The 21,405-nt window shown below is 71.9% G+C and carries 19 protein-coding genes; 13 read left to right on the top strand and 6 right to left on the bottom strand.

The features are described from left to right. From ACWDX9_RS42780 to ACWDX9_RS42770, 3 genes are all read right to left on the bottom strand, one after another. On the bottom strand, nt 1-732 hold a 732-nt coding region (locus ACWDX9_RS42780), incomplete at its 3' end, for a four-carbon acid sugar kinase family protein (protein WP_449965144.1). 22 nt (nt 733-754) lie between these two features. Further along, nucleotides 755-2,002 (bottom strand): RuBisCO large subunit C-terminal-like domain-containing protein, encoded by a 1,248-nt coding sequence (locus tag ACWDX9_RS42775; protein ID WP_449965141.1) that lies wholly within the window; start codon nt 2,000-2,002, stop codon nt 755-757. Then, nucleotides 1,999-2,646: an aspartate/glutamate racemase family protein gene (locus ACWDX9_RS42770; protein ID WP_449965138.1), complete on the bottom strand. Its 648-nt coding sequence runs from the start codon at nt 2,644-2,646 to the stop codon at nt 1,999-2,001. The genes ACWDX9_RS42775 and ACWDX9_RS42770 overlap by 4 nt, the downstream gene beginning before the upstream one ends. 83 nt (nt 2,647-2,729) lie before the next feature. Here ACWDX9_RS42770 and ACWDX9_RS42765 point away from each other — a divergent pair, with 83 nt between their 5' ends. Genes ACWDX9_RS42765 through ACWDX9_RS42740 form a run of 6 tightly spaced genes read left to right on the top strand, consistent with a single transcriptional unit; the run spans nt 2,730 to nt 8,157 of the window. After that, nucleotides 2,730-3,440: a FadR/GntR family transcriptional regulator gene (locus ACWDX9_RS42765; RefSeq protein ID WP_350733778.1), complete on the top strand. Its 711-nt coding sequence runs from the start codon at nt 2,730-2,732 to the stop codon at nt 3,438-3,440. A gap of 26 nt (nt 3,441-3,466) precedes the next feature. Next, nucleotides 3,467-4,231, top strand: coding sequence for an enoyl-CoA hydratase/isomerase family protein (locus ACWDX9_RS42760; protein WP_350733780.1), 765 nt, complete (start codon nt 3,467-3,469; stop codon nt 4,229-4,231). Then, a complete protein-coding gene (locus ACWDX9_RS42755; protein ID WP_449965135.1) occupies nt 4,231-5,421 on the top strand; it encodes a CaiB/BaiF CoA transferase family protein in 1,191 nt (396 codons plus the stop codon). The genes ACWDX9_RS42760 and ACWDX9_RS42755 overlap by 1 nt, the downstream gene beginning before the upstream one ends. After that, nucleotides 5,409-6,425, top strand: a complete 1,017-nt coding sequence (locus ACWDX9_RS42750; RefSeq protein ID WP_449965132.1) for a hypothetical protein — start codon at nt 5,409-5,411, stop codon at nt 6,423-6,425. The genes ACWDX9_RS42755 and ACWDX9_RS42750 overlap by 13 nt, the downstream gene beginning before the upstream one ends. Further along, the gene (locus ACWDX9_RS42745) at nt 6,422-7,120 is read left to right on the top strand and encodes an SDR family NAD(P)-dependent oxidoreductase (RefSeq protein WP_449965129.1); all 699 of its coding nucleotides are present in this window, start codon (nt 6,422-6,424) and stop codon (nt 7,118-7,120) included. The genes ACWDX9_RS42750 and ACWDX9_RS42745 overlap by 4 nt, the downstream gene beginning before the upstream one ends. Beyond that, the gene (locus ACWDX9_RS42740) at nt 7,117-8,157 is read left to right on the top strand and encodes an aldose 1-epimerase family protein (RefSeq protein WP_355201044.1); all 1,041 of its coding nucleotides are present in this window, start codon (nt 7,117-7,119) and stop codon (nt 8,155-8,157) included. The genes ACWDX9_RS42745 and ACWDX9_RS42740 overlap by 4 nt, the downstream gene beginning before the upstream one ends. Here the strand turns inward: ACWDX9_RS42740 and ACWDX9_RS42735 are convergent. After that, nucleotides 8,154-8,984, bottom strand: a complete 831-nt coding sequence (locus ACWDX9_RS42735) for an amidohydrolase family protein (RefSeq protein ID WP_449965126.1) — start codon at nt 8,982-8,984, stop codon at nt 8,154-8,156. The two genes, ACWDX9_RS42740 and ACWDX9_RS42735, sit on opposite strands and share 4 nt — an antisense overlap. A 3-nt stretch (nt 8,985-8,987) precedes the next feature. After that, nucleotides 8,988-9,866, bottom strand: a complete 879-nt coding sequence (locus tag ACWDX9_RS42730; RefSeq protein ID WP_449965124.1) for an aldo/keto reductase — start codon at nt 9,864-9,866, stop codon at nt 8,988-8,990. A 191-nt stretch (nt 9,867-10,057) separates the two neighbouring features. On the opposite strand from ACWDX9_RS42730, the gene ACWDX9_RS42725 reads away from it, so the two are divergent. Beyond that, entirely contained in the window at nt 10,058-12,460 is a 2,403-nt protein-coding gene (locus tag ACWDX9_RS42725) for a glycoside hydrolase family 95 protein (protein WP_449965121.1), read from the top strand. A gap of 103 nt (nt 12,461-12,563) precedes the next feature. Here ACWDX9_RS42725 and ACWDX9_RS42720 read toward each other — a convergent pair whose 3' ends face one another. Continuing rightward, the gene (locus ACWDX9_RS42720) at nt 12,564-13,652 is read right to left on the bottom strand and encodes an FCD domain-containing protein (RefSeq protein ID WP_449965118.1); all 1,089 of its coding nucleotides are present in this window, start codon (nt 13,650-13,652) and stop codon (nt 12,564-12,566) included. A 161-nt stretch (nt 13,653-13,813) separates the two neighbouring features. On the opposite strand from ACWDX9_RS42720, the gene ACWDX9_RS42715 reads away from it, so the two are divergent. From ACWDX9_RS42715 to ACWDX9_RS42690, 6 genes are read left to right on the top strand one after another with little or no spacing between them, the layout of a single operon-like run. Further along, nucleotides 13,814-15,085, top strand: a complete 1,272-nt coding sequence (locus ACWDX9_RS42715) for an ABC transporter substrate-binding protein (RefSeq protein WP_449965116.1) — start codon at nt 13,814-13,816, stop codon at nt 15,083-15,085. Then, nucleotides 15,082-16,014, top strand: coding sequence for a carbohydrate ABC transporter permease (locus ACWDX9_RS42710; protein WP_350733796.1), 933 nt, complete (start codon nt 15,082-15,084; stop codon nt 16,012-16,014). The genes ACWDX9_RS42715 and ACWDX9_RS42710 overlap by 4 nt, the downstream gene beginning before the upstream one ends. Further along, nucleotides 16,011-16,817: a carbohydrate ABC transporter permease gene (locus ACWDX9_RS42705; RefSeq protein ID WP_449965114.1), complete on the top strand. Its 807-nt coding sequence runs from the start codon at nt 16,011-16,013 to the stop codon at nt 16,815-16,817. Before ACWDX9_RS42710 ends, ACWDX9_RS42705 begins: the two co-directional genes overlap by 4 nt. A gap of 2 nt (nt 16,818-16,819) precedes the next feature. Beyond that, a complete protein-coding gene (locus tag ACWDX9_RS42700; RefSeq protein WP_449965112.1) occupies nt 16,820-18,754 on the top strand; it encodes a hypothetical protein in 1,935 nt (644 codons plus the stop codon). A gap of 8 nt (nt 18,755-18,762) precedes the next feature. Further along, the gene (locus ACWDX9_RS42695) at nt 18,763-19,530 is read left to right on the top strand and encodes an RraA family protein (RefSeq protein WP_449965109.1); all 768 of its coding nucleotides are present in this window, start codon (nt 18,763-18,765) and stop codon (nt 19,528-19,530) included. After that, nucleotides 19,527-21,341: a right-handed parallel beta-helix repeat-containing protein gene (locus ACWDX9_RS42690; protein WP_449965106.1), complete on the top strand. Its 1,815-nt coding sequence runs from the start codon at nt 19,527-19,529 to the stop codon at nt 21,339-21,341. Before ACWDX9_RS42695 ends, ACWDX9_RS42690 begins: the two co-directional genes overlap by 4 nt. The last annotated feature ends 64 nt before the right edge of the window (nt 21,342-21,405 follow it).

Raw genomic sequence — 21,405 nt, 5'->3', positions numbered from 1 at the left:
CAGCCCCGCACCGGCCGCCGCCACGTGGGCGGAGGCGAGGGCGTGGCTCAGGCCGCCGGACCCGACGCAGTACAGCGGCCCGTCCCGGCTCCCCGCGTCGGCGAGCAGGAGGCGGCCGAGCGCGCGGACGTGCTCCTCGGTCTGGGCGTCCGCCACGAAGGCCGCGTCCTCCCCCATCGCCCGGTACGCCTCCTCCGACGGCGCGGGCGACGCGGGCAGCCAGCCGACCCGCCCCGCACCCTGCTCCGCCAGGCGGATCCGGAGGTCCGACTCCGAGGCGGGGGTGACCGGGTGGTCGCGCATCGGCGGGTAGCGGTCGAGCCGGTGAACCTCGGCGCCCGAGCGTACGAAGTGGTTCGCGAACCACGTGTAACGCCCCAGCTCCGGCTGGGCGGCGAGCACCGGGACCGGGCCCCGCGCCAGCCCTTCACGGTGCAGGGCCGCGATGACCGCCCCGATGCTCCCGTGCGCGGGCGAGGAGTCGAACGTCGAGCAGACCTTGTACTGGATCACCAGCGGCCGCAGCGCCGCCACGGCCTTGAGCACGGGCAGCACCACCGGCACCGGGTCCGCGGACGCCCGGGCGGTGGTGGCGATCCCGATGACGTCGTACGCGTCGTGCAGGCGGCCGGCGTCGGTGACCAGGGAGCCGGTCAACCCCAACCGCCTGAACTGCCACAACGCGTCGGTCGCCCCCGTGAAGTCGTCCGCGACGAAGGCGAACGACGTCACGGCCCCCTCACCCCTTTCGGCGTCACTTCCGGATCACCCCGCCGAAGTGCTTCAGCGCCGCGCGCAGCTCCGGCTCGTCCACCTCGTCCAGCGGCACGCCCGCCACGGAGGCCGCCCAGGCCTGGCGCATGCTGGTGATCCCCGCGGCCGGGCCGTCCGGGTGGCCGAGCACGCCGCCCCCGGCCAGCACCAGCAGGTCGGTGGTCCCCGTACGGGCCAGGGCGACGGGCGCGGTGCCGGCCCACTGGGCGGACGACAGCACCGGCAGGCAGGGGAAACCGCCGAGCAGCGGCTCCCGGACCGCCGCCACCGTGGCGGCGACCTCGTCGTCCGTGACGTAGAACTTGCTGTGGAACCCGCCGCAGTGCAGCTGGTCGACCCCGGCCAGCCGAACCAGCTTCTGGTACGCCACGTGCCCCATCCCGAGCCCCGGGTGGCGGGCCAGCGCCCCGATGCCGGTGACGTGACCGTGGATCGGCACCCTGGCGTGCCGGCGCAGCATGGCGACGGCCGGGAGGCCGACGACGTTGAGGTTGACCATCACGCAGGTGCCGCCGGCGGCCACCACCAGGTCATGGTTGCGCAGCATCCGGTCGGGCTCGTCGCTGATGTTGAAGGCGTACATCGGCCGCCGCCCGGTCCGCCGCTCCACCTCGTCGAGGGCGGCCGTCACCGCGCGGATCCGCTCGGGGAGCGGGGCGGGCGGGCAGTCGGCGTTCACCTCGTCGTCCTTGATGAAGTCGGCGCCGGCCAGGCCGAGCTCGCGTACCAGGTCCACGTAGTCGGCGGGGCGCAGCCCGACGTTCGGCTTGACGATGGTGCCGATCAGCACGCCTTCGGGACGGGCGACCAGCCGCCGGGTGCCCTCGACGGCGAACCCCGCCGGCAGGTACGCCGCCCCGAACGCGTCGGGCAGCTCCAGGTCCACCAGCTTGAGCCCGGCCAGCTCGCGCAGCTCGTAGAGGTTGCCCGCGACCACCGGGAGCAGGTTCGTGAGCGAGGGACCGGTGTTCGCCAGCGGGAAGCCGATCCTGACCAGGGCCGCCGCCAGAGGCCCGTCCCCGATCGCGCCCGGCAGGGGCTCGGAGCCGGGCGGGGTCTCCGTGATGGACAGCACCACGGCGCTGTGGCGGGCTCGTAACTCGTCGGTCTCGCCGCGCACGCTGACGAAGGTGCCGGTGCTCTGCTCCCCCGCGATCGCGCCCACGGCCTGCTCCAGCGGGAGGCGGGTGAGCACCCGGTACGTCGCGACCGTGAGCTCGCCGCTCACAGCACGGCCGCCAGGTGCTCCATGGCGAGCGGCGGGCTGGCGAGGATCGGGACCGGGGCCTCGACCGTACCGGCCACGCGGGCCATCGACGCCTGGGCCAGCACGATCACGTCCACCTCCGCGGCCAGCGCGGCCAGCGCCCCGGCCACCCGCGCGTCGTGCGTGGCGGCGTCCCCGCCCATCAGCGCCTCGAACGCCCCCTCGCACACCCTGGCCGTCAGCGAGACCTCCTTGTCCGAGGCGGCCGCGCGGCGGCGTACCAGGTCGGCGGTGGGGTCGAGGGTGGTGGACAGGGTGGCGAGCACGCCGATCCGGCGGCCGAGGGCGACGGCGCGGTCGGCCATCGGCCGGTCCACCCTGGTCACCGGCACGCCCGTCAGCGGCTCGGCGGCCTCCACGGCGGCGCCGATCGACGAGCACGTCACCAGGATGTGGTCGGCCCCGGCCGCCTCCGCGGAGCCGATGTGGCCGGCCACGCGCCCGGCGGTCTGCGGGGTGAGCCGGCCGGCGGCGATGGTGTTCTTGATCAGGCTGTCGTCGACGATGTTGAAGGTCTCGACTCCCGGCAGGTGCTCGGCGCACAGCTTGGCGAACACGTCGACCAGGGTCGCGGAGGTGTGGATCAGTCCCAGCCTCTTCGTCATGAGCCTCACTTCATCCGATGAAATGTCATCTTCATCAGATGAAATGCTATGAAAAATCAGGCGGGAGCGGTAGCGTCCGGAGCGTGGCAATCGATCCCAAGCGGGACAGGCACGCCCAGGTGGTCCAGGCCCTCGGCCCCCGCATCGTCACGGGCGAGCTCGCTCCCGGCACGTCCATCCCGATCGAGGAGGACCTGGTGGGCGAGCTGGGCATCGGCCGCTCCGCGGTCCGGGAGGGCGTGAAGGTCCTGGCCGGCAAGGGCCTGCTGGAGACCAGGCGGAGCGCGGGCACCAGGGTGCGCCCGCGCGAGTCCTGGAACCTGCTCGACCCCGACGTCCTGAGCTGGCGGTTCGAGCCCGAGCCGCGCCCCCGGGACATCCAGATGCTGGCCGACCTGCGGGTCGCGCTGGAGCCGGGCGCCGCCAGGGTGGCGGCCGAGCGGGCGGACGCGGTCGCGGTGCGGCGCATCGACGAGGCCCTGGCCGCGCTGTACGCCACAGCCGACGACCCCGAACCCTTCATCGAGGCCGACCTGGCCTTCCACAAGGCGGTGTTCGCCGCGGCGGACAACGACCTGCTGCTCTACATCTACGACATGATCAGCATCGCCCTGCGCTCCGTACGGCAGGTGCACACCCGTTCGGTCGCGCACAACAAGGAAACGCTGCCCGGCCACGAGCGCGTGGCGCTGGCGATCAGGCGACGGCACCACCGCAAGGCCGAGGAGGCCATGCGCGAGGTGGTCGAGGTCGCCCGCGCCGACGCCGAGCAGCACGTACGCCTCTGCTGCTAGCTATCTCCAGCAAGAAAGAGCTGACTTTGGACGTCCTCATCGACGTGGACGGCCCCGTGGCCGTCGTCACCCTCAACAGACCCGCCAAGCTCAACGCGATCACCCCTGACATGGCCGCCGCGCTGCGTGCCTGCCTGGGCCGGGTGGACGCCGACCCCGCCATCCGGGTCGCGGTGCTCACGGGCGCGGGCGAGCGCTCGTTCTGCGTCGGCAGCGACATCCGCGAGCTGGACGAGTACGCCACGCCGTGGGAGTTCCGCAACCGCGGCGACTACGGCGACGCGGTCCGCGCCCTGCGCAAGCCGATCATCGCGGCCGTCAACGGCTACGCCTACGGCGGCGGTCTGGAGCTGGCCATGGCCTGCGACATCCGCCTGGCGGCCGAGACGGCGACGTTCGCCGCGCCGGAGATCAAGCTCGGCTGGATCGGCGGCAGCGGCCAGTCGGCGCTGCTGGCCCACTCCGTCGGGCCGGGCAACGCCGCCACGATGCTGCTCACCGGCGACCCCATAGACGCCGCGCGCGCTCAGAGCTGGGGGCTGGTCACCGACGTGTTCCCGCAGGAGAAGCTGGTGCCGGCGGCTCTCGAACTGGCCGCGACGATCGCCAGGCGGCCGCCGATCGCCGCGCAGACCGCCAAGGCCAACCTCAAGGCGGCCTACTCGATGCCGCTCGACCAGGCCATCCAGTACGAGCGCGACCTGCAGACCGTCTGCTTCGCCACGGAGGACGCGGCCGAGGGCCGCGCCGCCTTCGCCGAGCGCCGCGAGCCCGTCTTCGAGGGGCGCTGATGGGCGTCCTGGACGGCTACCGCGTGGTCGACCTGTCCATCGCCATGGCGGGCCCGCTGGCCGCCATGCGACTGGGCGACCTGGGCGCGGACGTGGTCAAGGTGGAGCCGGTGACCGGCGAGTGGCAGCGGCACGCCCCGGCGGGCGGGGCGACGGGGAACCAGGTGAACGCCTCGTTCCTGTCCCTCAACCGCAACAAGCGCAGCCTCGCCGTCAACCTCAAGTCCGACGAGGGCCGCGCCATCGTGCACAAGCTCGCCGCGACGGCGGACGTGTTCCTGCAGAACTACCGCGCCGGCGTGGCCGAGCGGCTCGGCATGGACTACGACACGATCCGCGCCATCAACCCGGGCATCGTGTACGTCTCCATGTCCGGGTACGGCGAGACGGGCCCGTACGTGTCGAGACCCGGCCAGGACCTGCTCCTGCAGGCCATGAGCGGCGCCATGCTGAGCACCGGGCGCGACGGCGACCCGCCCGCGCCCGCCGGCACGTACGCCATCGACGCCATCACCGCCTACAGCGCCTTCGAGGGCGCGCTGGCCGCGCTGCTGCACCGCGAGCGGACCGGCGAGGGCCAGCGGGTGAGCGTCAACATGCTGGACGCGGCCGTCGCCGTGCAGATGCAGGAGCTGTCGATCTTCACGGTCGGCGGTGTGCCGCAGCGGCGCGGGCACGAGCCGCACGGCCACACCTACATCCGCGCCCCGTACGGGGTGTTCGCCACCAAGGACGGCTACCTCGCGCTCGGGATGCCCCGGCTGGACGCGCTCGCGGTCGCCCTCGACCTGCCGGAGCTGGCCGCCATGGACGGCGACGCCGACGGCCACACCAGGCGCGACGAGATCACCGCGATGGTCGCCGGGCGGCTGCCGGAGCGGACGACGGCCGAGTGGCTGGAGATCTGCGCCCGCCACGACCTGTGGGCGGGCCCGGTGTACGGGTACGCGGAACTGGTGGCGGACCCGCAGGTCCAGCACAACGGCTCGTTCGTCACGTACGAGCACCGCACCGAGGGCACGGTCACCACGCCCGGCTTCCCCTACGGCTTCAGTGCCACCCCACCGGGGGTGCGCCGGGGCGCGCCGCTGGTCGGCGAGCACACGAGGGAGCTGCTGGAGGAGCTCGGCTACCCGCCGGAGCGCACGGCCGAGCTGGTGGCGGAGGGCGTGCTGGCATGCGAGGACTGACCTGGGACCATCCCCGGGGGTACGCGCCGCTGGACGAGCTGACCCGGCTCGACCTGGCCGGGGACAACCCCTACGGGGACGTGCCGGAGCCGATCGCGTGGGACCGGCAGCCCCTGGAGGGGTTCGAGTCGGAGCCGATCGCGAAGCTGTGCGAGACGTACGACGTGCTCGTGATCGACCATCCCGGGCTGGGCGCGGCCATGGACGCGCTGGTGCCGATGGACGAGCTGTTCGACGAGCCGGTGGAGACGCGGTTCGTCGGCAGGAGCTACGAGAGCTACCACCTGGAGGGCCGCCAGTGGGCGCTGCCGCTCGACGCCGCAACGCAGGTGAGCGCGGCCCGGCCCGGCGTCGAGGTGCCGAGGACGTGGCCGGAGATGGCGGAGTTCGCGCGGGAGGCGCGGATGGCGCTGTGCCTGGGCGGGCCGCACGCGTTCCTCATGTTCTGCGCGCTGTGCTCGGGCGACTTCCTCGACGAGGCGGCCGGGGAGCGGGCGCTGGAGCTCATGTCGGAGCTGCTCGCGCGGTCCGACCGCGACGTGTCGCTGCTCAACCCGATCGGCGTGCTCGACACCATGACGGCCGGCGGGGTCGACTTCTGCCCCCTTCTGTACGGCTACGTGACCTACCCGCTGACCTTCTCGGACGCCCCCGCCTGGCCGGGCGAGCCGCCCGGGAGCGTGCTCGGCGGCACCGGGCTCGTGGTCTCCAGGCGGCGCATCGGCTCGATCCGCGAGGCCGTCCGCGCCCACCTGCGCCGCCTGGTGTCGGAGCCCGTGCAGACGGAGCTGTTCCCGGCCACCGGCGGGCAGCCCGCGGCCCGCTCGGCCTGGCAGGGCGACCCCACGCTCGCCACCCTGGAGGCCGCCTGGATCAGGCCGCGCTTCCCCGGCTACATCGCTCTGCAGGAGCGGGCGTCCGCGCTGGTCCGCGACGGGCTGCTCGCCCGCGTCCGGCCCCGCGACCTGCTCAGGGATCTGCACAAGGAATGGAGGCAGACATGACCACGGCGCTCGTGACAGGCGCCGCCGGAGCGCTCGGCAGGGCGATCGTGCGCCGGCTGGCCGCCGACGGCCACCGGGTGGCGGCGCTCGACCTCGACGCCGGCTCCCTCGAAGGCGCGCTCAACCTGAAGGTGGACCTACGCGACCCGGCCGCGATCGAGTCCGCGTTCGCCGAGACGGCCGCGCGGCTCGGCCCGGTCGGCATCCTCGTCAACAACGCGGCGATCTACCCCGCCAGGCCGTTCCTGGAGGTGCCGCTGGCCGAGTACGAGGACGTGCACGCGGTCAACCAGCGGGCCTACTGGCTGGCCGCCCAGCACGCGGCCGGGCAGATGACCTCGGGCGGCGCGATCGTCAACATCGCCTCGATCACCATGCACGGCGGCTGGTCCGACCTGGCCGCGTACGTGGCCACCAAGGGCGCGGCGGCGGCGCTGACCAGGGCGCTGGCCCGCGAGCTGGGGCCGCGGGAGATCCGGGTCAACTGCGTCTCGCCGGGCGCGTTCCCGACGGCGGCCGAGGAGATCCACGAGGACCCCGAGGCGTACAACCGGTTCGTCCTGGAGCGGCAGTCGCTCCAGCGGCGCGGCACGCCCGACGAGCTGGCGGCCGTGGTGTCGTTCCTCGCGGGCCCGGACGCGTCGTTCGTCACGGGCCAGACCATCGAAGTCAACGGAGGGTGGGTGATGGCATGACGCCGGACCGCAGGCGGCTGGCCGAGCTGACCGGGGACCTGAGCGCGGCCGGCGGGGTCCGGCTGGTGACGCTCGGCGACGGGGTCGAGCGGGGTATCCGGACGCTGGAGTTCCGCACCGGCTCGGGGCTGGCGTTCGACGTGCTGGTGGACAGGTGCATGGACATCGGGCACGCCGAGCACGCCGGGCGCTCGTTCGGCTGGCGCTCCCCCACCGGCTTCCGCCACCCCGGGCTGCACGAGAACGCCGACGAGGACGGGCTGTCCTGGCTGCGCTCGTTCTCCGGGCTCATCGTCACGGCCGGGCTCGACCACACGCTGTTCGGGGGCGAGGTGCCCGCCGGCACCTACCGCTACCCGCCCCGGCAGTCGGTGCGGCACGGGCTGCACGGCCGCGCGGGCAACCTCCCGGCCCGGCTCACCGGGTACGGCGAGCGCTGGGACGGCGACCGCTGCGTGCTGTGGGCCGAGGGCGAGGTGCGCCAGGCCGCGGTGTTCGCCGAGAACCTGCGCCTGGTCCGCCGCATCGAGGCCGACCTGGGCGGCGACGAGATCAGGCTCGTCGACACCGTCACCAACGCCGGGTTCGAGCCGGCGCCGCACATGTTCCTCTACCACATCAACCTGGGCTGGCCGCTGCTCGACGAGGGCGCCCGGCTGGAGGCCGACATCCGCGAGACGCTCTGGCAGAGCGACAGCGTGGCCGAGCAGAAGGCCGACCACGTGACCTTCCCGGGGCCGGCGCCGGGGTTCGTGGAGCAGGTGTACGAGCACGCGCTCAACCCCGGCGCGGACGGGCTGCACCGGGTGGCGGTGGCCAACGACCGGCTCGGGATGAAGGTCACCGTGGAGTGGCGGGCGGAGGAGTTCCCGTACTTCTTCGAGTGGCTGAACCTGCGCTCGGGCAACTACGCGGTCGGCCTGGAGCCGTCCACCCACCACGTGTCGGGCGACGCGGCGGCGCGGGAGGACGGCAGCATGATCTGGCTGGGCCCGCAGGAGTCGCGGACGTATCAGACGACCTTCCGCGTCTCCTAGTGCAGCCGGTACGCGCGGCGGGCCGTACCGGCGAAGACCTCGGCCCGCTCGCCTTCCGACAACCCGGCGCACAGGTCGTCCGCGGCCTGTGCGACCTGGTCGTACCCGGCCGCGAGCAGGCAGACCGGCCAGTCGGAGCCGAACATCACCCGCTCGGGCCCGAACGCCTCCAGGACGGTCTCGGCGTACGGCCGCAGGTCGGCCACCTGCCAGGACGCCCAGTCGGCCTCGGTGACCATGCCGGACAGCTTGCAGTAGACGTTCGGGCGGGCGGCCAGCTCCAGGATCCGGCCGCGCCACGGCTCCAGCTCACCGGTGGCGATCGGCGGCTTGGACAGGTGGTCGAGCACGAACGTGAGCTCGGGCATGGCCGTCACGGTGTCGACGGCGGCCGGGAGCTGGTGCGGCAGCGTGAGCAGGTCGTACGCCAGCCCGGCGGCGGCCACCGCGGCGAGCCCGCGGCGCACGTCGGGCCGGGTGAGCCAGTCGGGGTCCGGCTCGGACTGGACGCCGTGGCGGACGCCCACCAGCCCGTCCGGCAGGCCCGCCAGGGTGTCGGCGGCGTCGGGCGCGGTCAGGTCGATCCAGCCGACGACGCCCGCGACCAGGTCGGACTCGGCGGCCAGCGACAGGAACTCGCGCGTCTCGGCCAGATCGGGCAGCACCTGCACCAGCACGGTCGCGGTCACTCCGGCCGCGGCCGCGGGCCCGGCGAGGTCGTCGAGGGTGAACGTGCGCCGGATGGGCGCCATCGGCTCGGAGTCGAGCCAGCCGTGCGGGCGGGCGGCGAGGTCCCAGATGTGGTGGTGGGCGTCGATGCGGGTCATGGTTCAGTCCAACTCGGTCCAGAGGGCTTCGGGAATCGGGGTGGCGGCCAGGGCGAGGTCCTCGGCCACCTCCTCGGGGCTGCGGGCGCCGACCACGATGCCGGTCACGGCCGGATGACGCAACGGGAACTGGAGCGCGGCCGCCGCGAGCGGCACGTCGTACGCGGCGCAGCGCTCGGCCAGGCCGCGCGCCCGCTTCAGCACGGGCTCGGGCGCCGGGGCGTAGTCGTAGTACGCGCCGGGCCCCGGGTCGGCCAGGATGCCGCCGTTGAACACCCCCGCGACCAGCACGCCGGTGCCGCGCTCGGCGCACAGCGGGAGCAGCTCGTCGGCCGCCGTGCGGTCGAGCAGGCTGTAGCGGCCGGCCACCATCACGCAGTCGACGTCGGTCTCCCGCACGAACTTGACCAGCATCTCGGCCTGCGTCATGCCGACGCCGACCGCCCGCACCCCGCCCTGCTCGCGCAGCCGCGCGAGCGCCGGGTAGGCGTGCCGCACGGCCTCCTCCCAGTGGTCGTCGGGGTCGTGGATGAGCAGGATGTCGAACGCGTCGAGCCCGGAGCGTTCGAGGCTGGCGGCGAGCGAGGCGTAGACGCCCTCCACGGTGTAGTCGCGCCTGGCGGGGCCGAGCAGCGCGCCGACCTTGCTGGACACCGTCGCCTCGGACCGGTCGACGCCCGCGAGGAAGCTTCCCAGCCTCCGCTCGGCCAGGCCGGAGCCGTAGCGGGGGGCGGTGTCGAAGTAGCGGACGCCCGCGGACCAGGCGGCGTCGAGCGTGGCGGCGGCCTGCTCGTCGCCGACCGCGGTGTAGAGCCCTGCCAGGGGCGCGGTGCCGAGGCCGATCCGGGAAACGCCAACGCCGCTGCGTCCGAGTTTCTCCATGATCGGCAACCTAGCAGAGGTCCCATCTTTCGGCTAGATCTATGGGAGGTATGGACATCGGATGACGTCGTAGCGTAAAGATACATCCTACGTTCACCGCGCTTGTGGCGTCCCTGTGAGTGGCTGCTGAGCCGGACAGGTCGTACGCATCCATGCGCTCCCCTCCACCGTGTTCTGGAACAGGAGTGACGGTGTCCAACGACGGCTACACACGACGAGGCGTACTCAAGACCGGCTTAGGAGCCGCGGCCGGGTCCCTGCTCGTGACCACCCCCGCGCACGCCTCCACGGCCGCCGGCCCGCTCAAGCTCTGGTACGACCGCCCGGCGGCGGCCTGGCTGGAGGCGCTGCCGATCGGGTGCGGGCGGCTCGGGGCCATGGTCTTCGGCGGCGTGGCCACCGAGCGCCTGCAGCTCAACGAGGACAGCATCTGGGCCGGCGGGCCGCACGACTACGACAACCCCGAGGCGCTGGCCGCGCTCCCCGAGATCAGGCGGCTGGTCTGGGAGGACAAGTGGCAGGCCGCCCAGAACCTGGCGGACAAGAAGTTCCTCGGCAAGCCCAGCGAGCAGGCGCCGTACCAGGTGCTGGGCGACCTCACGCTGACCTTCCCGGGCGCGGCGGAGTTCACGGAGTACCGCCGCGAGCTGGACCTGTCCAGGGCCGTCACCACGGTCACGTACGTGCGCGACGGCGTGCGCCACACGCGCGAGGTCTTCGCCAGCAACCCGGACCAGGTCGTCGTCGTCCGCCACACGGCCGACAAGCCCGGCTCGGTGTCGTTCCAGGCGGCCTTCACCAGCCCGCAGGCGTCCTCCCCCTCCTCCGCCGGCCGCGACTCCATCGCCCTGGACGGGGTCAGCACCGACACGCAGGGCCTGAAGGGTGAGGTCCGCTTCCGGGCCCTGGCCAGGGCGGAGGCCCGCGGCGGCGCGGTCCGCACCGACGGCGGCACGCTGATCGTCGAGGGGGCGGACGAGGTCACGCTGCTGATCTCCATGGGCTCCAGCTACCGCAGCTACAAGGACGTCGGCGGCGACCCGGCCGAGGTGGCGGACCGGCATCTCACGCGTGCGTGCGGGCAGCCGTATGAGGTGCTGAAGCGCAAGCACGTACGCGACTACCAGCGGCTCTTCGGGCGGCTCGAGATCGACCTGGGAACCTCGGAGGCCGCCGCGCTCCCCACCGACCAGCGGATCGCGCGCAAGCAGCTCGACACCGACCCGGGGCTGGCCGCCCTGTACTACCAGTTCGGGCGCTACCTGCTGATCTCCTCCTCCCGCTCGCCCGGCTACGCCGCCAACCTGCAGGGCATCTGGAACGACTCGCTCACGCCCGCGTGGGAGTCGAAGTACACGATCAACATCAACTGCGAGATGAACTACTGGCCCGCCGCGCCCGCGAACCTGGTCGAGTGCATGGACCCGCTGTTCGACCTGATCAAGGACCTGGCGGAGACGGGGGCGAGGACCGCCGCGGCGCAGTACGGCGCGAAGGGCTGGGTGGCGCACCACAACACCGACGGCTGGCGCGGGACGGCGCCCGTCGACTTCGCCTTCTACGGCGTGTGGCCCAGCGGCGGGGCGTGGCTGTGCCTGATGCTCTGGGAGCACTACCTCTACACGGGGGACGAGCGGCGCCTGCGCGAGCACTTCCCGCTGATCAAGGGGTCGGTGGAGTTCTTCCTGGACACGCTGCAGACCGATCCTCGGAGCGGCTACCTGGTGACGAACCCGTCGCACTCCCCGGAGGTCGGGCACCACGAGGACGGCGGCGAGAACGTCAGCATCTGCGCCGGGCCCACCATGGACATGCAGATCCTGCGGGACCTGTTCGGGGCCTTCTCGGAGGCGTCGGAGATCCTCGGGGTCGAGGCGGACATGCGCGCCAAGGCCGCGGACGCCCGGTCGAAGCTCGTCCCCAACCAGATCGGGCACCTGGGGCAGATCCAGGAGTGGCAGGAGGACTACCGGGGGGACGCGGCGCTCTCGCGCAGCCGTCACATCTCGCACCTGTGGGGCCTGTTCCCCGGTCACCAGATCGACCCGCGCCTGTCGCCCGACCTGGCCGCCGCCGCCCGGCGCACCCTGGAGCTGCGCGGCGAGGCGGGGGCGGGGTGGTCGCTCGCCTGGAAGATCAACTTCTGGGCGCGGCTGCTGGACGCTCCCGAGGCGTACAAGCGGCTGTCGAACCTGCTGCTGCCCGCCCGTACGGCGCCGAACATGTTCGACCTGCATCCGCCGTTCCAGATCGACGGCAACTTCGGCGGGACGTCGGGGATCACGGAGATGCTGCTGCAGAGCCACGGGGACCAGGTGCACCTGCTGCCCGCCCTGCCCGCCGCCTGGCCGGCCGGGTCGATCCGGGGCTTCCGGGCGCGGGGCGGCTTCGAGGTGAACCTGTCGTGGAGCGCGGGCGCGCTGACCGGGGGGCGGATCCGCTCGGACCTGGGCCGCGAACTCACCCTCCGGACTGCCGCGCCGGTGACGGTGACGTCGGGCGGGCGCCCGGTCACGGTCTCCCGGCCGGAGCCGAACGTCGTCGTCCTCGACACCCGCCGAGGCACCACCTACGACCTCACCCCGTCCCCCTGACCCCCGCCGCCCCACCCCGCCCGCCGCGCCTCGCTGCTCAGGAGGCGCGCCACCGCTCAAAGGGCCCTGACCCGCCGACGACAGCGCGCCGGGTCGGAGCCGCTCAGACGGTGGCGGTGGGCGGGGGTGGGGAGGTGCGGGTGCGGGGGCGGGTGCGGGAGGCTTCGCCGCGGGCGTGGGCGGCGAAGAGGCGGGCCGCCTCGTCCGGGTCGCCCGACGCCAGGGCCGCCACCAGGTCGTCGTGGTGGCCCGCCATGGCCGTCCAGTCACCGTCGTACAGCGGGTTGCCCACCACGTGCAGGCTCCACAGGTTCGACTCGATGGTCCGCCACAGCCGCAGCAGGAACGAGTTGCCGCACGCCGCGCAGACCCGCCGGTGGAAGGCCAGGTCGGCGTCGCGGAAGGCGCCGATGTCCCCGTCCTGGGCGGCCTGCCGCATGGCCAGCACGTCGGCCGAGAGCTCCCGCAGGGTGTCGGCCTGGATGCGGGCGGCGGCGCCCCGTGCGGCATACTCCTCCAGCAGCACCCTGATGTCACGGACCTCCCGGGCCTGCTCGTCCGAGATCTCCGCGACGTAGCTCCCCCGGTTGGGATAGGAGATGACCAGCCCCTCGTGCGCCAACCGCTTGATCGCCTCACGCGCCGGGGCCTGGCTGGTGCCGACCCTGCGGGCGATCTCCGCTTCCACCAGCCGCTGCCCCGCCACCAGCTCCCCCGAGACGATCCACCCGCGCAGCAGCGCGTAGACGCGGTCGGACAGGAGCTCCCTGGGCAGCAGCCGGGCCGCGGGCGGCGCGATCTGCTGCTCCTGCCAGATCCGGGCCACCGTCGACTGCGACAGCCCGAGCTGGCGCGCCATCGTACGGGTCGAGGGCACGGCCGTGCCGACCGCCGCGGCGGCGATCACGCGCTCGGCCTCCTGCCGCTCCGCGGTGCGCGGGCGGCCCGGCCGCGGCGCGTCCGCCAGCCCGTCGAGCCCGCGCTCCACGAAGCGGGCCCGCCATTTGGCCACCGTCGCCGGGCTCACGTCGAGCCGGTCGGCGATCTCCTTGCGCGGCAGCCCGTCCGCGCAGGCGAGCACGATCCGGCTGCGCAGCCCCAGCCCCCCGGAGGACCCTTCGGCCCACTCGCGCAGCGCGGAGCGTTCCTCCTCGCCCAGCACCAGCCGCTTGTCGTCATCGCGTCCAGCCACGGCCCCACCTTAACGCATTTATGACTCAGTCATCCGCTGGAAACTTATTTGTAGCACCACATAGCCCCTTGACGAGGCCATGTGACCAACGTATTAAATAATCGCTAATCGAGTAACGACCCATTAAAAGGCGTCGCAGATCTCGCCCCCTTGGAGGTGCGATGCGTTCCCCCCATCCATTCCTCGCCCCCACAGCCCTCAGCTGCCTGCTCCTGCTCACCGGCTGCGGCGGGGGTGGCTTCGCCGGCGACTCGCAGGCCAAGCAGGGCGAGGGCGGCCAGATCACCGTGCGCATGCTGGTCAACATCACCCCGAACCTCACCCAGGCGTACTGGGACGGCCTGGTCAAGCCGTTCGAGCAGGCCAACCCCGGCGTCGACGTCAAGGTCGAGGCTCCGACCGGCAAGGGCGTGGCCGACACGCTGCCGCAGCAGCTCGCGGCGGGCAACGCGCCCGACGTGATCGAGACGCTGACGGTGGACGAGACGCTCTCCAAGCAGATGCTCGACCTGACCGACCAGCCGTGGGCGAAGGACACGCCGCTGGCCAAGGAGGCGAGCCTGGGCGGCAAGATCTACACGGTCGGCGTCGGCGTGCAGGCGCAGTCGCTGGTCTTCTACAACAAGAGCGCGTTCGACAAGGCCGGGATCGACAAGCCGCCGACCACGCTCGACGAGTTCGACGCCGCCATGGGCAAGCTCAAGGCGGCCGGGTGGCTGCCGCTGCAGACCGGCGGCGAGTTCCTGACCGGGCTCCAGCTGCTGCAGTTCTCCGGCCCGTCGCGCGCCCAGCTCCATCCCACCTGGCAGCAGGACGTCAAGGCGGACAAGCTCAAGGCCGGCGAGTCGCTGCTGCCCTACCTGGAGCGCTACCGCACCTGGATCGACAAGGGCTACGTCGACAAGAACGCCCTGGGCACGAAGTACGCCGACGCCGAGAGCGCGTTCCTGTCCGGCAAGGCCGCCATGTACGTGATGGGCAGCTGGTTCACCGCCGCCGAGGCCAAGTCCACGAAGGACTTCGAGGTCGGCGTCTTCCCGGCCCCGGTCGACAAGGGCCAGGCGTACCCGGGTCCGCAGGGCGCCACGATGGCGGCCCCGTACATGATCCTCAAGTCCACCCCGAACAAGGACGCGGCCCTCAAGCTCGTGCGGTGGCTCGTCACCGACCAGGCGGCGGTCAAGAGCCAGCTCAAGCAGGACGGCAACTTCCGAGCCGGCGTGGAGCGCGAGTTCACCCCGCTGGAGAAGCAGGTGCAGCAGATCCTCGACAGCGCCCCCTCCGGCGTCCCGCAGGGTGAGGGCTACGGCGACGCGACCCTCCCCAAGGGCTTCAACGCCGCGTGGAACACCGAGGTCCAGGGCCTGTACGTGGGCAAGTCGCCCAAGGAAGTGGCCGAGGGCGTGGACCGCTGGCTGGCCGGCCGCAAATGACCCTCACCCGGGAAGCGCCTCCGGCCATCCCCGAAGCCCCCGCTCTTCCGAAGACCAGGCGCGGTGACGGGTGGGCCACCACGATCATGGTCGCCCCCGCCACCGTCCTCTACACCGTGATGCTGATCGTCCCGGTCGGCCTGGCGCTCTACCTGAGCCTCACCGACTGGGACGGCTTCAGCGCCGACCCCGCCTTCGTCGGCGCCGCCAACTACCTCGACCTCCTCGACGACCCCGAGCTGCGCCGCGCCGCCCTCGTCACCCTGCTGGTCGCCGCCGCCGGCACGGCCGGGCTCAACCTGCTCGGCCTCGGCTTCGCCCTCCTGGTGAACGGCGCCTCGAAGGCGAACACGTTCTTCAGGATCGTCCTGTTCTATCCGCACGTGCTCAGCGCCCTCGTGGTCGGCTTCCTCTGGTCGGCGATCCTCGGCACCAACGGCGCGGTCAACAACCTGGTGACGAAGTGGGGCGGCGAGGTGCTGCCGTTCCTGTCGGACCCGGCATGGGCCACGGTCACCATGATCGGGGTGCTGGTGTGGGCCGGGTTCGGGGTCAACGTGGTGCTCTACCTGGCGGGGCTGCAGGCCGTGCCGCACTCCCTGATCGAGGCGGCGCGCATCGACGGCGCGACGCGCTGGCAGGTGTTCAGGAACGTGACGCTCCCGGCGCTCGGCCCGTCCGTGACGGTCAACATCGTGCTGTCGCTGGTGACGCTGCTCAAGACGTACGACCTGGTGGTGTCGCTGACGGCGGGCGGCCCTGCCGGGCAGACGCAGACCGTCGCCTACCTCATCCTGTGGAACTCCTTCCACGACGCCCGCCTCGGCTTCGGCTCCGCGCAGTCGGTGCTGCTCATGCTGGTGACGGCGGCGCTGGCGTTCGTGGTGACCAGGCTGCGCAGGCGCGGGGAGCTGGCGGTGCACCAGTGAGAAGGACGTTCCTCTGGGCGACCGTCGCCTTCATGCTCATCCCCCTGTACGTGCTGACCGTCAACGCGTTCAAGGGCCAGCAGGACATCCTGGCCGACCCGTTCGGCCTGGGGGGTCTCACGCTGGAGCCACTGGGCAGGGCGCTGACGAACCCGCAGTTCAACGTGGTCAAGGGCTACGCGGTCACGCTGCTGTTCGTGGTGGCGGTCAACGTGCTGTCGGTGGTGCTGGCCGCGCCGGCCGCGTACGTGATCGCGCGCAGCCCGAAGCGCCGCTTCCGGATGCTGATGCTGTTCTTCCTGGCCGGGACGTTCATCCCGGGCCAGGTGCTGGTCATCCCCGTCGTGTACGTGCTCAAGACCCTCGGCCTGATGGGCACCATCCGGGGGTTCGTGCTGTTCGAGACCGTGTTAACGCTACCGTTCTCGATCTTCCTGTACGCCGGCTACATCGCCACCATCCCGGCCGTGCTCGACCAGGCGGCGGCCGTGGACGGGGCGGGCAGGCTGCGTACGTTCTGGCAGATCGTCTTCCCGCTGATGAGGCCCGCAGTCGCCACGATGGTCATCCTCAACACCTTCTCGGTGTGGAACGACTTCGTGAACCCGCAGATCATCCTGGGCCCCGGCAGCGGCCTCTACACCGTGACCACCGGCGTCTACGCGGCCGTCAGCCAGTACTCCACCGACTACACGGTGGTCTTCCCGACGCTGCTGCTGGCCATCGCCCCGCTGCTGGTCTTCTTCGTCTTCATGCAACGGCACATCATCAGCGGCCTGACCGCCGGAGCAACGAAAGGGTGAAGATGCGGACAGTATCTCCGGGACCCGCGAACGGTCCCTCTGTCACGGCGACCGTCCCGCTCGGCGTGCCACCGGTCTGGGCGGTGCTCGAGCGCAGGCTGTTCGACGCCCTCGACGAGGCCTGGCGGGCCTTCGCCGCCCGCTACTGCGGCCCCGACGGGCGGCTCGTCTACCACGGCCCGGCCGCCGACCGGGACGGCGCCGACGACTTCTACGAGGCGTTCTTCAACTGGCCCACGCTCTACCAGCTGGGCGGGGCGGACGACCTGCTGGACGCCTCGAAGCACCACTGGGAGGGCGTGACCGCGCAGCTCACCGAGCTGGGCTACCTGGTGGACGAGTTCGAGCGCGGCTATGACTGGTTCCACCAGGGCGAGTCGCTGCTGCTGTTCTACGGCATCTGCGCCGCCGACCCGCGCGACGAGCGCTTCCGCGAGCGCGCCCGCCGCTTCGCCGACCTCTACCTGCCCGGCTCCGCCAACTACGACGCCGAGCACGACATCATCCGCGCCCCGCACAACGGCGCCGGCGGCCCCCGCTACGGCCTGCAGTGGGAGTGGGCCTCCTACCACACCGACCTGATCAGCATGCGGCCGTACGGCCTGCCGCTGCGCGACCTGCCGGGCATCGCGGAGTGGGCGGACCTGGGCGACCCGAGCAACGCCGCCCGCATGGGCGCCGCCATGAACGAGCGCCTCGGCCGCGGCGACGTGGCCGTGAACCTGGCCGCGACCAGCCTGGCCGTCAACGCCTGGCTGTACGACGGCGACGACCGCTACCGCGACTGGGCCCTGCGCTACATCGGCGCCTGGGAGCGCCGGGCCGCGGCCAACGGCGGGATCCTGCCCGACAACGTGGGCCTGTCCGGCGAGGTCGGCGAGCTGCACGGCGGCCGCTGGTACGGCGGCACCTACGGCTGGCAGTGGCCGCACGGCCTCTACAGCGTCGGCGCCGCCGCCGCGATCGCCGCCGTCAACGCCCACCTGCTGACCGGCGACGAAGCCGCGCTCGCCATCGGCCGCGACCCCCTGGAGATCGTGTACGACCAGGCCGTCCAGGCCGGCGTGACCGAGACGGAGATGAGCACCAGCGACCGCTGGCTGGCCGAGCTGGGCGACGAGGCCGGCAAGCCCACCATGCTGGTGCCGAACCGGCACGACGACGGGGGCTGGTTCGACTTCCAGCCGCCGCAGCTCGGCCTGCCCGTCTGGCTCTGGTACACCTCGCTCGGACGGCAGGACGCCGAGCGGCTCGACCGGCTGAGAGCCGCCTCCGGATACGACTGGGCCACGGTGCGCCCGTTCCGGAACAAGGAGGAGGCCGGGCACGAGGCGCCCTGGCTGGAGTTCCTGCGCGGCGCCAACCCCGGCTTCCCCGAGGCCATGCTGTCCACCGCGCTCGGGCAGGTGCAGCGCCGGATGGCGCTCATCGACGCCGACCACGAGGACCTGTCCGCCATCCACGTGCACCACTGGCAGCGGCTCAACCCCGTGCTCACCGAGGCGCTGCTGCAGCTCGTCACCGGCACCCCGCAGGTGCTCTACAACGGCGGGCTGCTGCCCACCCGGCTGGCCTACTTCGACGCCGACCGCCACCGGCCTGGGCTGCCCCGGGACGTGGCCGCGCTGGTCGACTCGGTACGCCCCGACGGCACCCGCGTCGAGCTGGTCAACCTCGGCCTCACCCACACCCGCAGGGTCGTGCTCCAGGCGGGCGCGTTCGGCGAGCACCGCATCGACCGTGCGGTCGTCACCCGGGGGGACGAGGACTACCCCGGTGACCCGCGCGCCTACACCACTCCCCCGATCACCGAGTCGGAGCGGGAGGTGACGGTGGACGGGCCGCGTCTCGTCGTCGAGCTGCCGCCCGGCCGCCGCATCCGGCTCGACCTGCACACGACCGCGCGCGTCCGCACGCCGTCACACCAGTACTACTGAGGAGTTACATGGACGACGCCATCTGGGATCTGCCTGTTCGCGGGCAGCTGCCCGCCGGCCCCGACCCCGTCCTCGTGGAGGGGCTGAAGCGGATCAGCTCGGCCACCGCCTGCGCCAAGCTGCACGCCCAGGGCATCCGGCGGACCTTCGTCGAGGGACCGCGTCCCATCGCCCAGGGGCAGAAGATCGCCGGGCGGGTCCGCACGCTGCAGTTCATGCCGCAGCGCGAGGACATCGCCTCCGGGCTCGGCCAGGAGTACGTCGAGCGGCACACCGCGCTGTGGGCCGTGCTGGAGACGATCGAGCCCGGCGACGTGCTGCTCGTGCAGGCGTACGGCAGCGCGTACACCGGCTGCTTCGGCGACATGCTGGTGCGCTACTTCAAGCGCAAGGGCGGCGCGGGCATCGTCGTGGACGGCCGGATCCGGGACCTGCCCCGGGTGAGCGGCATCGGGCTGCCGCTCTGGACCACGGGCGCGACCCCTCATTACGCCTCGCAGGCGGAGCTGTTCCCGTGGGCGTACGACGTGCCGGTGGCCGTGGGCGGGGCGCTCGCGCTGCCCGGCGACCTGTGCGTGGCCGACGACGACGGCGCCGTGGTCGTGCCGCGCCGGCGCGCCACGTCGGTGCTCGAGGCCGCCGCCGACCACGAGCAGTGGGAGCGCTACAGCCGCGCCCGCATCGAGGAGGGCGGGGCGCTTTCCGACTACTACCCACTCACCCCCGAGACCCGCGCCGAGTACGAGCGGTGGCGGGAAGTTAAGGAGAGCCAGTGATCCTCAGGTCCCTGGGCGCGGTCGTCTTACTCCTGGGCGGACTGACGACCCCGACCCCGGCGGCTTCCGCCAAGACGTGTGACTATTTCGTCTCCCCCTCAGGCGGCGACCGCGGCGACGGCAGCGCCCAGCGCCCGTGGAAATCCATCGAGCAGGCCCGCGACCAGCTCCGGGCCAAGAAGAAGTACCACCAGAACTGCGACATCGTGGTCAACCTCAAGACCGGTGACTACGTGGTCGACAAGACGATCACCTTCACCGAGGCCGACTCCGGCGAGAACGGCCACAAGATCATCTACCGCAGCGCCGACGGCCCCGGCAAGGCCAGGCTGCTGGGTGCCAGGCCGCTGACCGGGTGGCAGAAGTACGACGACAACATCTACAAGACCAAGGTCGACCGGAACTTCTACACCCTCTTCGAGGACGGCAAGCGCGCCACCACCGCCCGCTACCCGAACAGGACCAGCGACGACCTCTGGTCGCCGTACCTGTTCTCGGTGCTGCCCGAGGCGGAGTACCAGGCCGTGCACAACTGGCTCTTCTTCGACCCCAAGGACGTCCCGAAGGAGTGGGACGCCGACTTCGACAAGAACGCCCAGATGGTCGTCTGGTCGGGCGGGTCGTGGAGCTGGTTCAGCGACACCGTGCCGCTGGGCGGGGCCGACTTCCGCAAGAACTTCTTCACGTTCAACCACGACACCCGCTTCAGCCTCGTCAACAGCCGCAGCGGCTCGCGTTACTTCCTGCAGAACACGCTGCGCTTCCTCGACCAGCCGGGCGAGTACTACTTCGACTTCGCCAACAGCGAGGTCTACTACTGGCCGAAGGGCTCGATCGACAAGGTCGTGGCGCCCACCGTCAAGACGCTCATCTCGCTGGCCGGGTCCTCGCCCGAGCAGCGGGTGCAGAACCTCTCCTTCGACGGGCTGGCGCTGCAGTACTCCGACTTCGTCGACTGGTACCGCTACGGGTGGAACGCCGCCGGCGACTCGGGCTACGAGCACAAGTACCCGATCTACGACCGGCAGATCGAGCTGCCGCGCAACCGGTTCGGCATGATCACCGTGACGAACTCCCGCGACATCGACCTGACCAGGCTGCACCTGTCCGACAGCGGCTTCACGGGCGTCTTCCTGCTCTTCGCCAACGAGCGCGTCAAGGTGACCGACAGCCTGCTGGACAACATCGGCGGCGACGGCATCAAGGTGGAGGGCGGCTATCCCGGCGAGGGCGACATCACCGGGCACCACACGTTCGCCAACAACTACATCTACCACGTCGGCGAGCTGGTGCCCGGCGACGCGGCCGGCATCGAGATGATGAACACCGGTAACAACCAGGTCAGCAACATCGTCGTCAAGCACAGCGCCCGCTACGGCATCAGCCTGGAGGTCCGCCCCGAGATCAAGAACGAGGACAACTACGCCCGCAACAACCGGTTCTCCTACATCCGCCTGGAGGAGACCGGCCTCGACAGCGGTGACATGGGCGCCTTCTACACCTACGGCGTGCACAACGTCGAACCGCACCCGATCGACAACTACGTCTCCCAGATGGTGATCGGCGACGTCATCAACGACCCCGCCGGGCAGATGCCGGACTCCGGCACACGCGGCGTCCACATGGACGCGGGCGGCTGCGGGTTCTCGATCGAGAACGTCGAGGTGGGCAAGGTCAGCGACGACAAGTACCAGGCCTACAAGTGCAACGAGGTCAAGAACGCCAACTGGGCGGACGGCTTCGACACCTCGAAGATGGAGTACGACAAGATCGGTGTGACGAGCGCGTTCCCGTACCCGATCCCGAGCTAGACGCGGTCGCGAGGGCCCGGCCCGGCCGGGCTCCGAAGCAGTACGGCGTGCCGAGCCACCCGGT

Source organism: Nonomuraea sp. NPDC003201 (genome assembly GCF_053590415.1).
The sequence above is the reverse complement of the archived record's forward strand: the minus strand, read 5'-3'. Positions and strand labels throughout refer to the sequence as shown.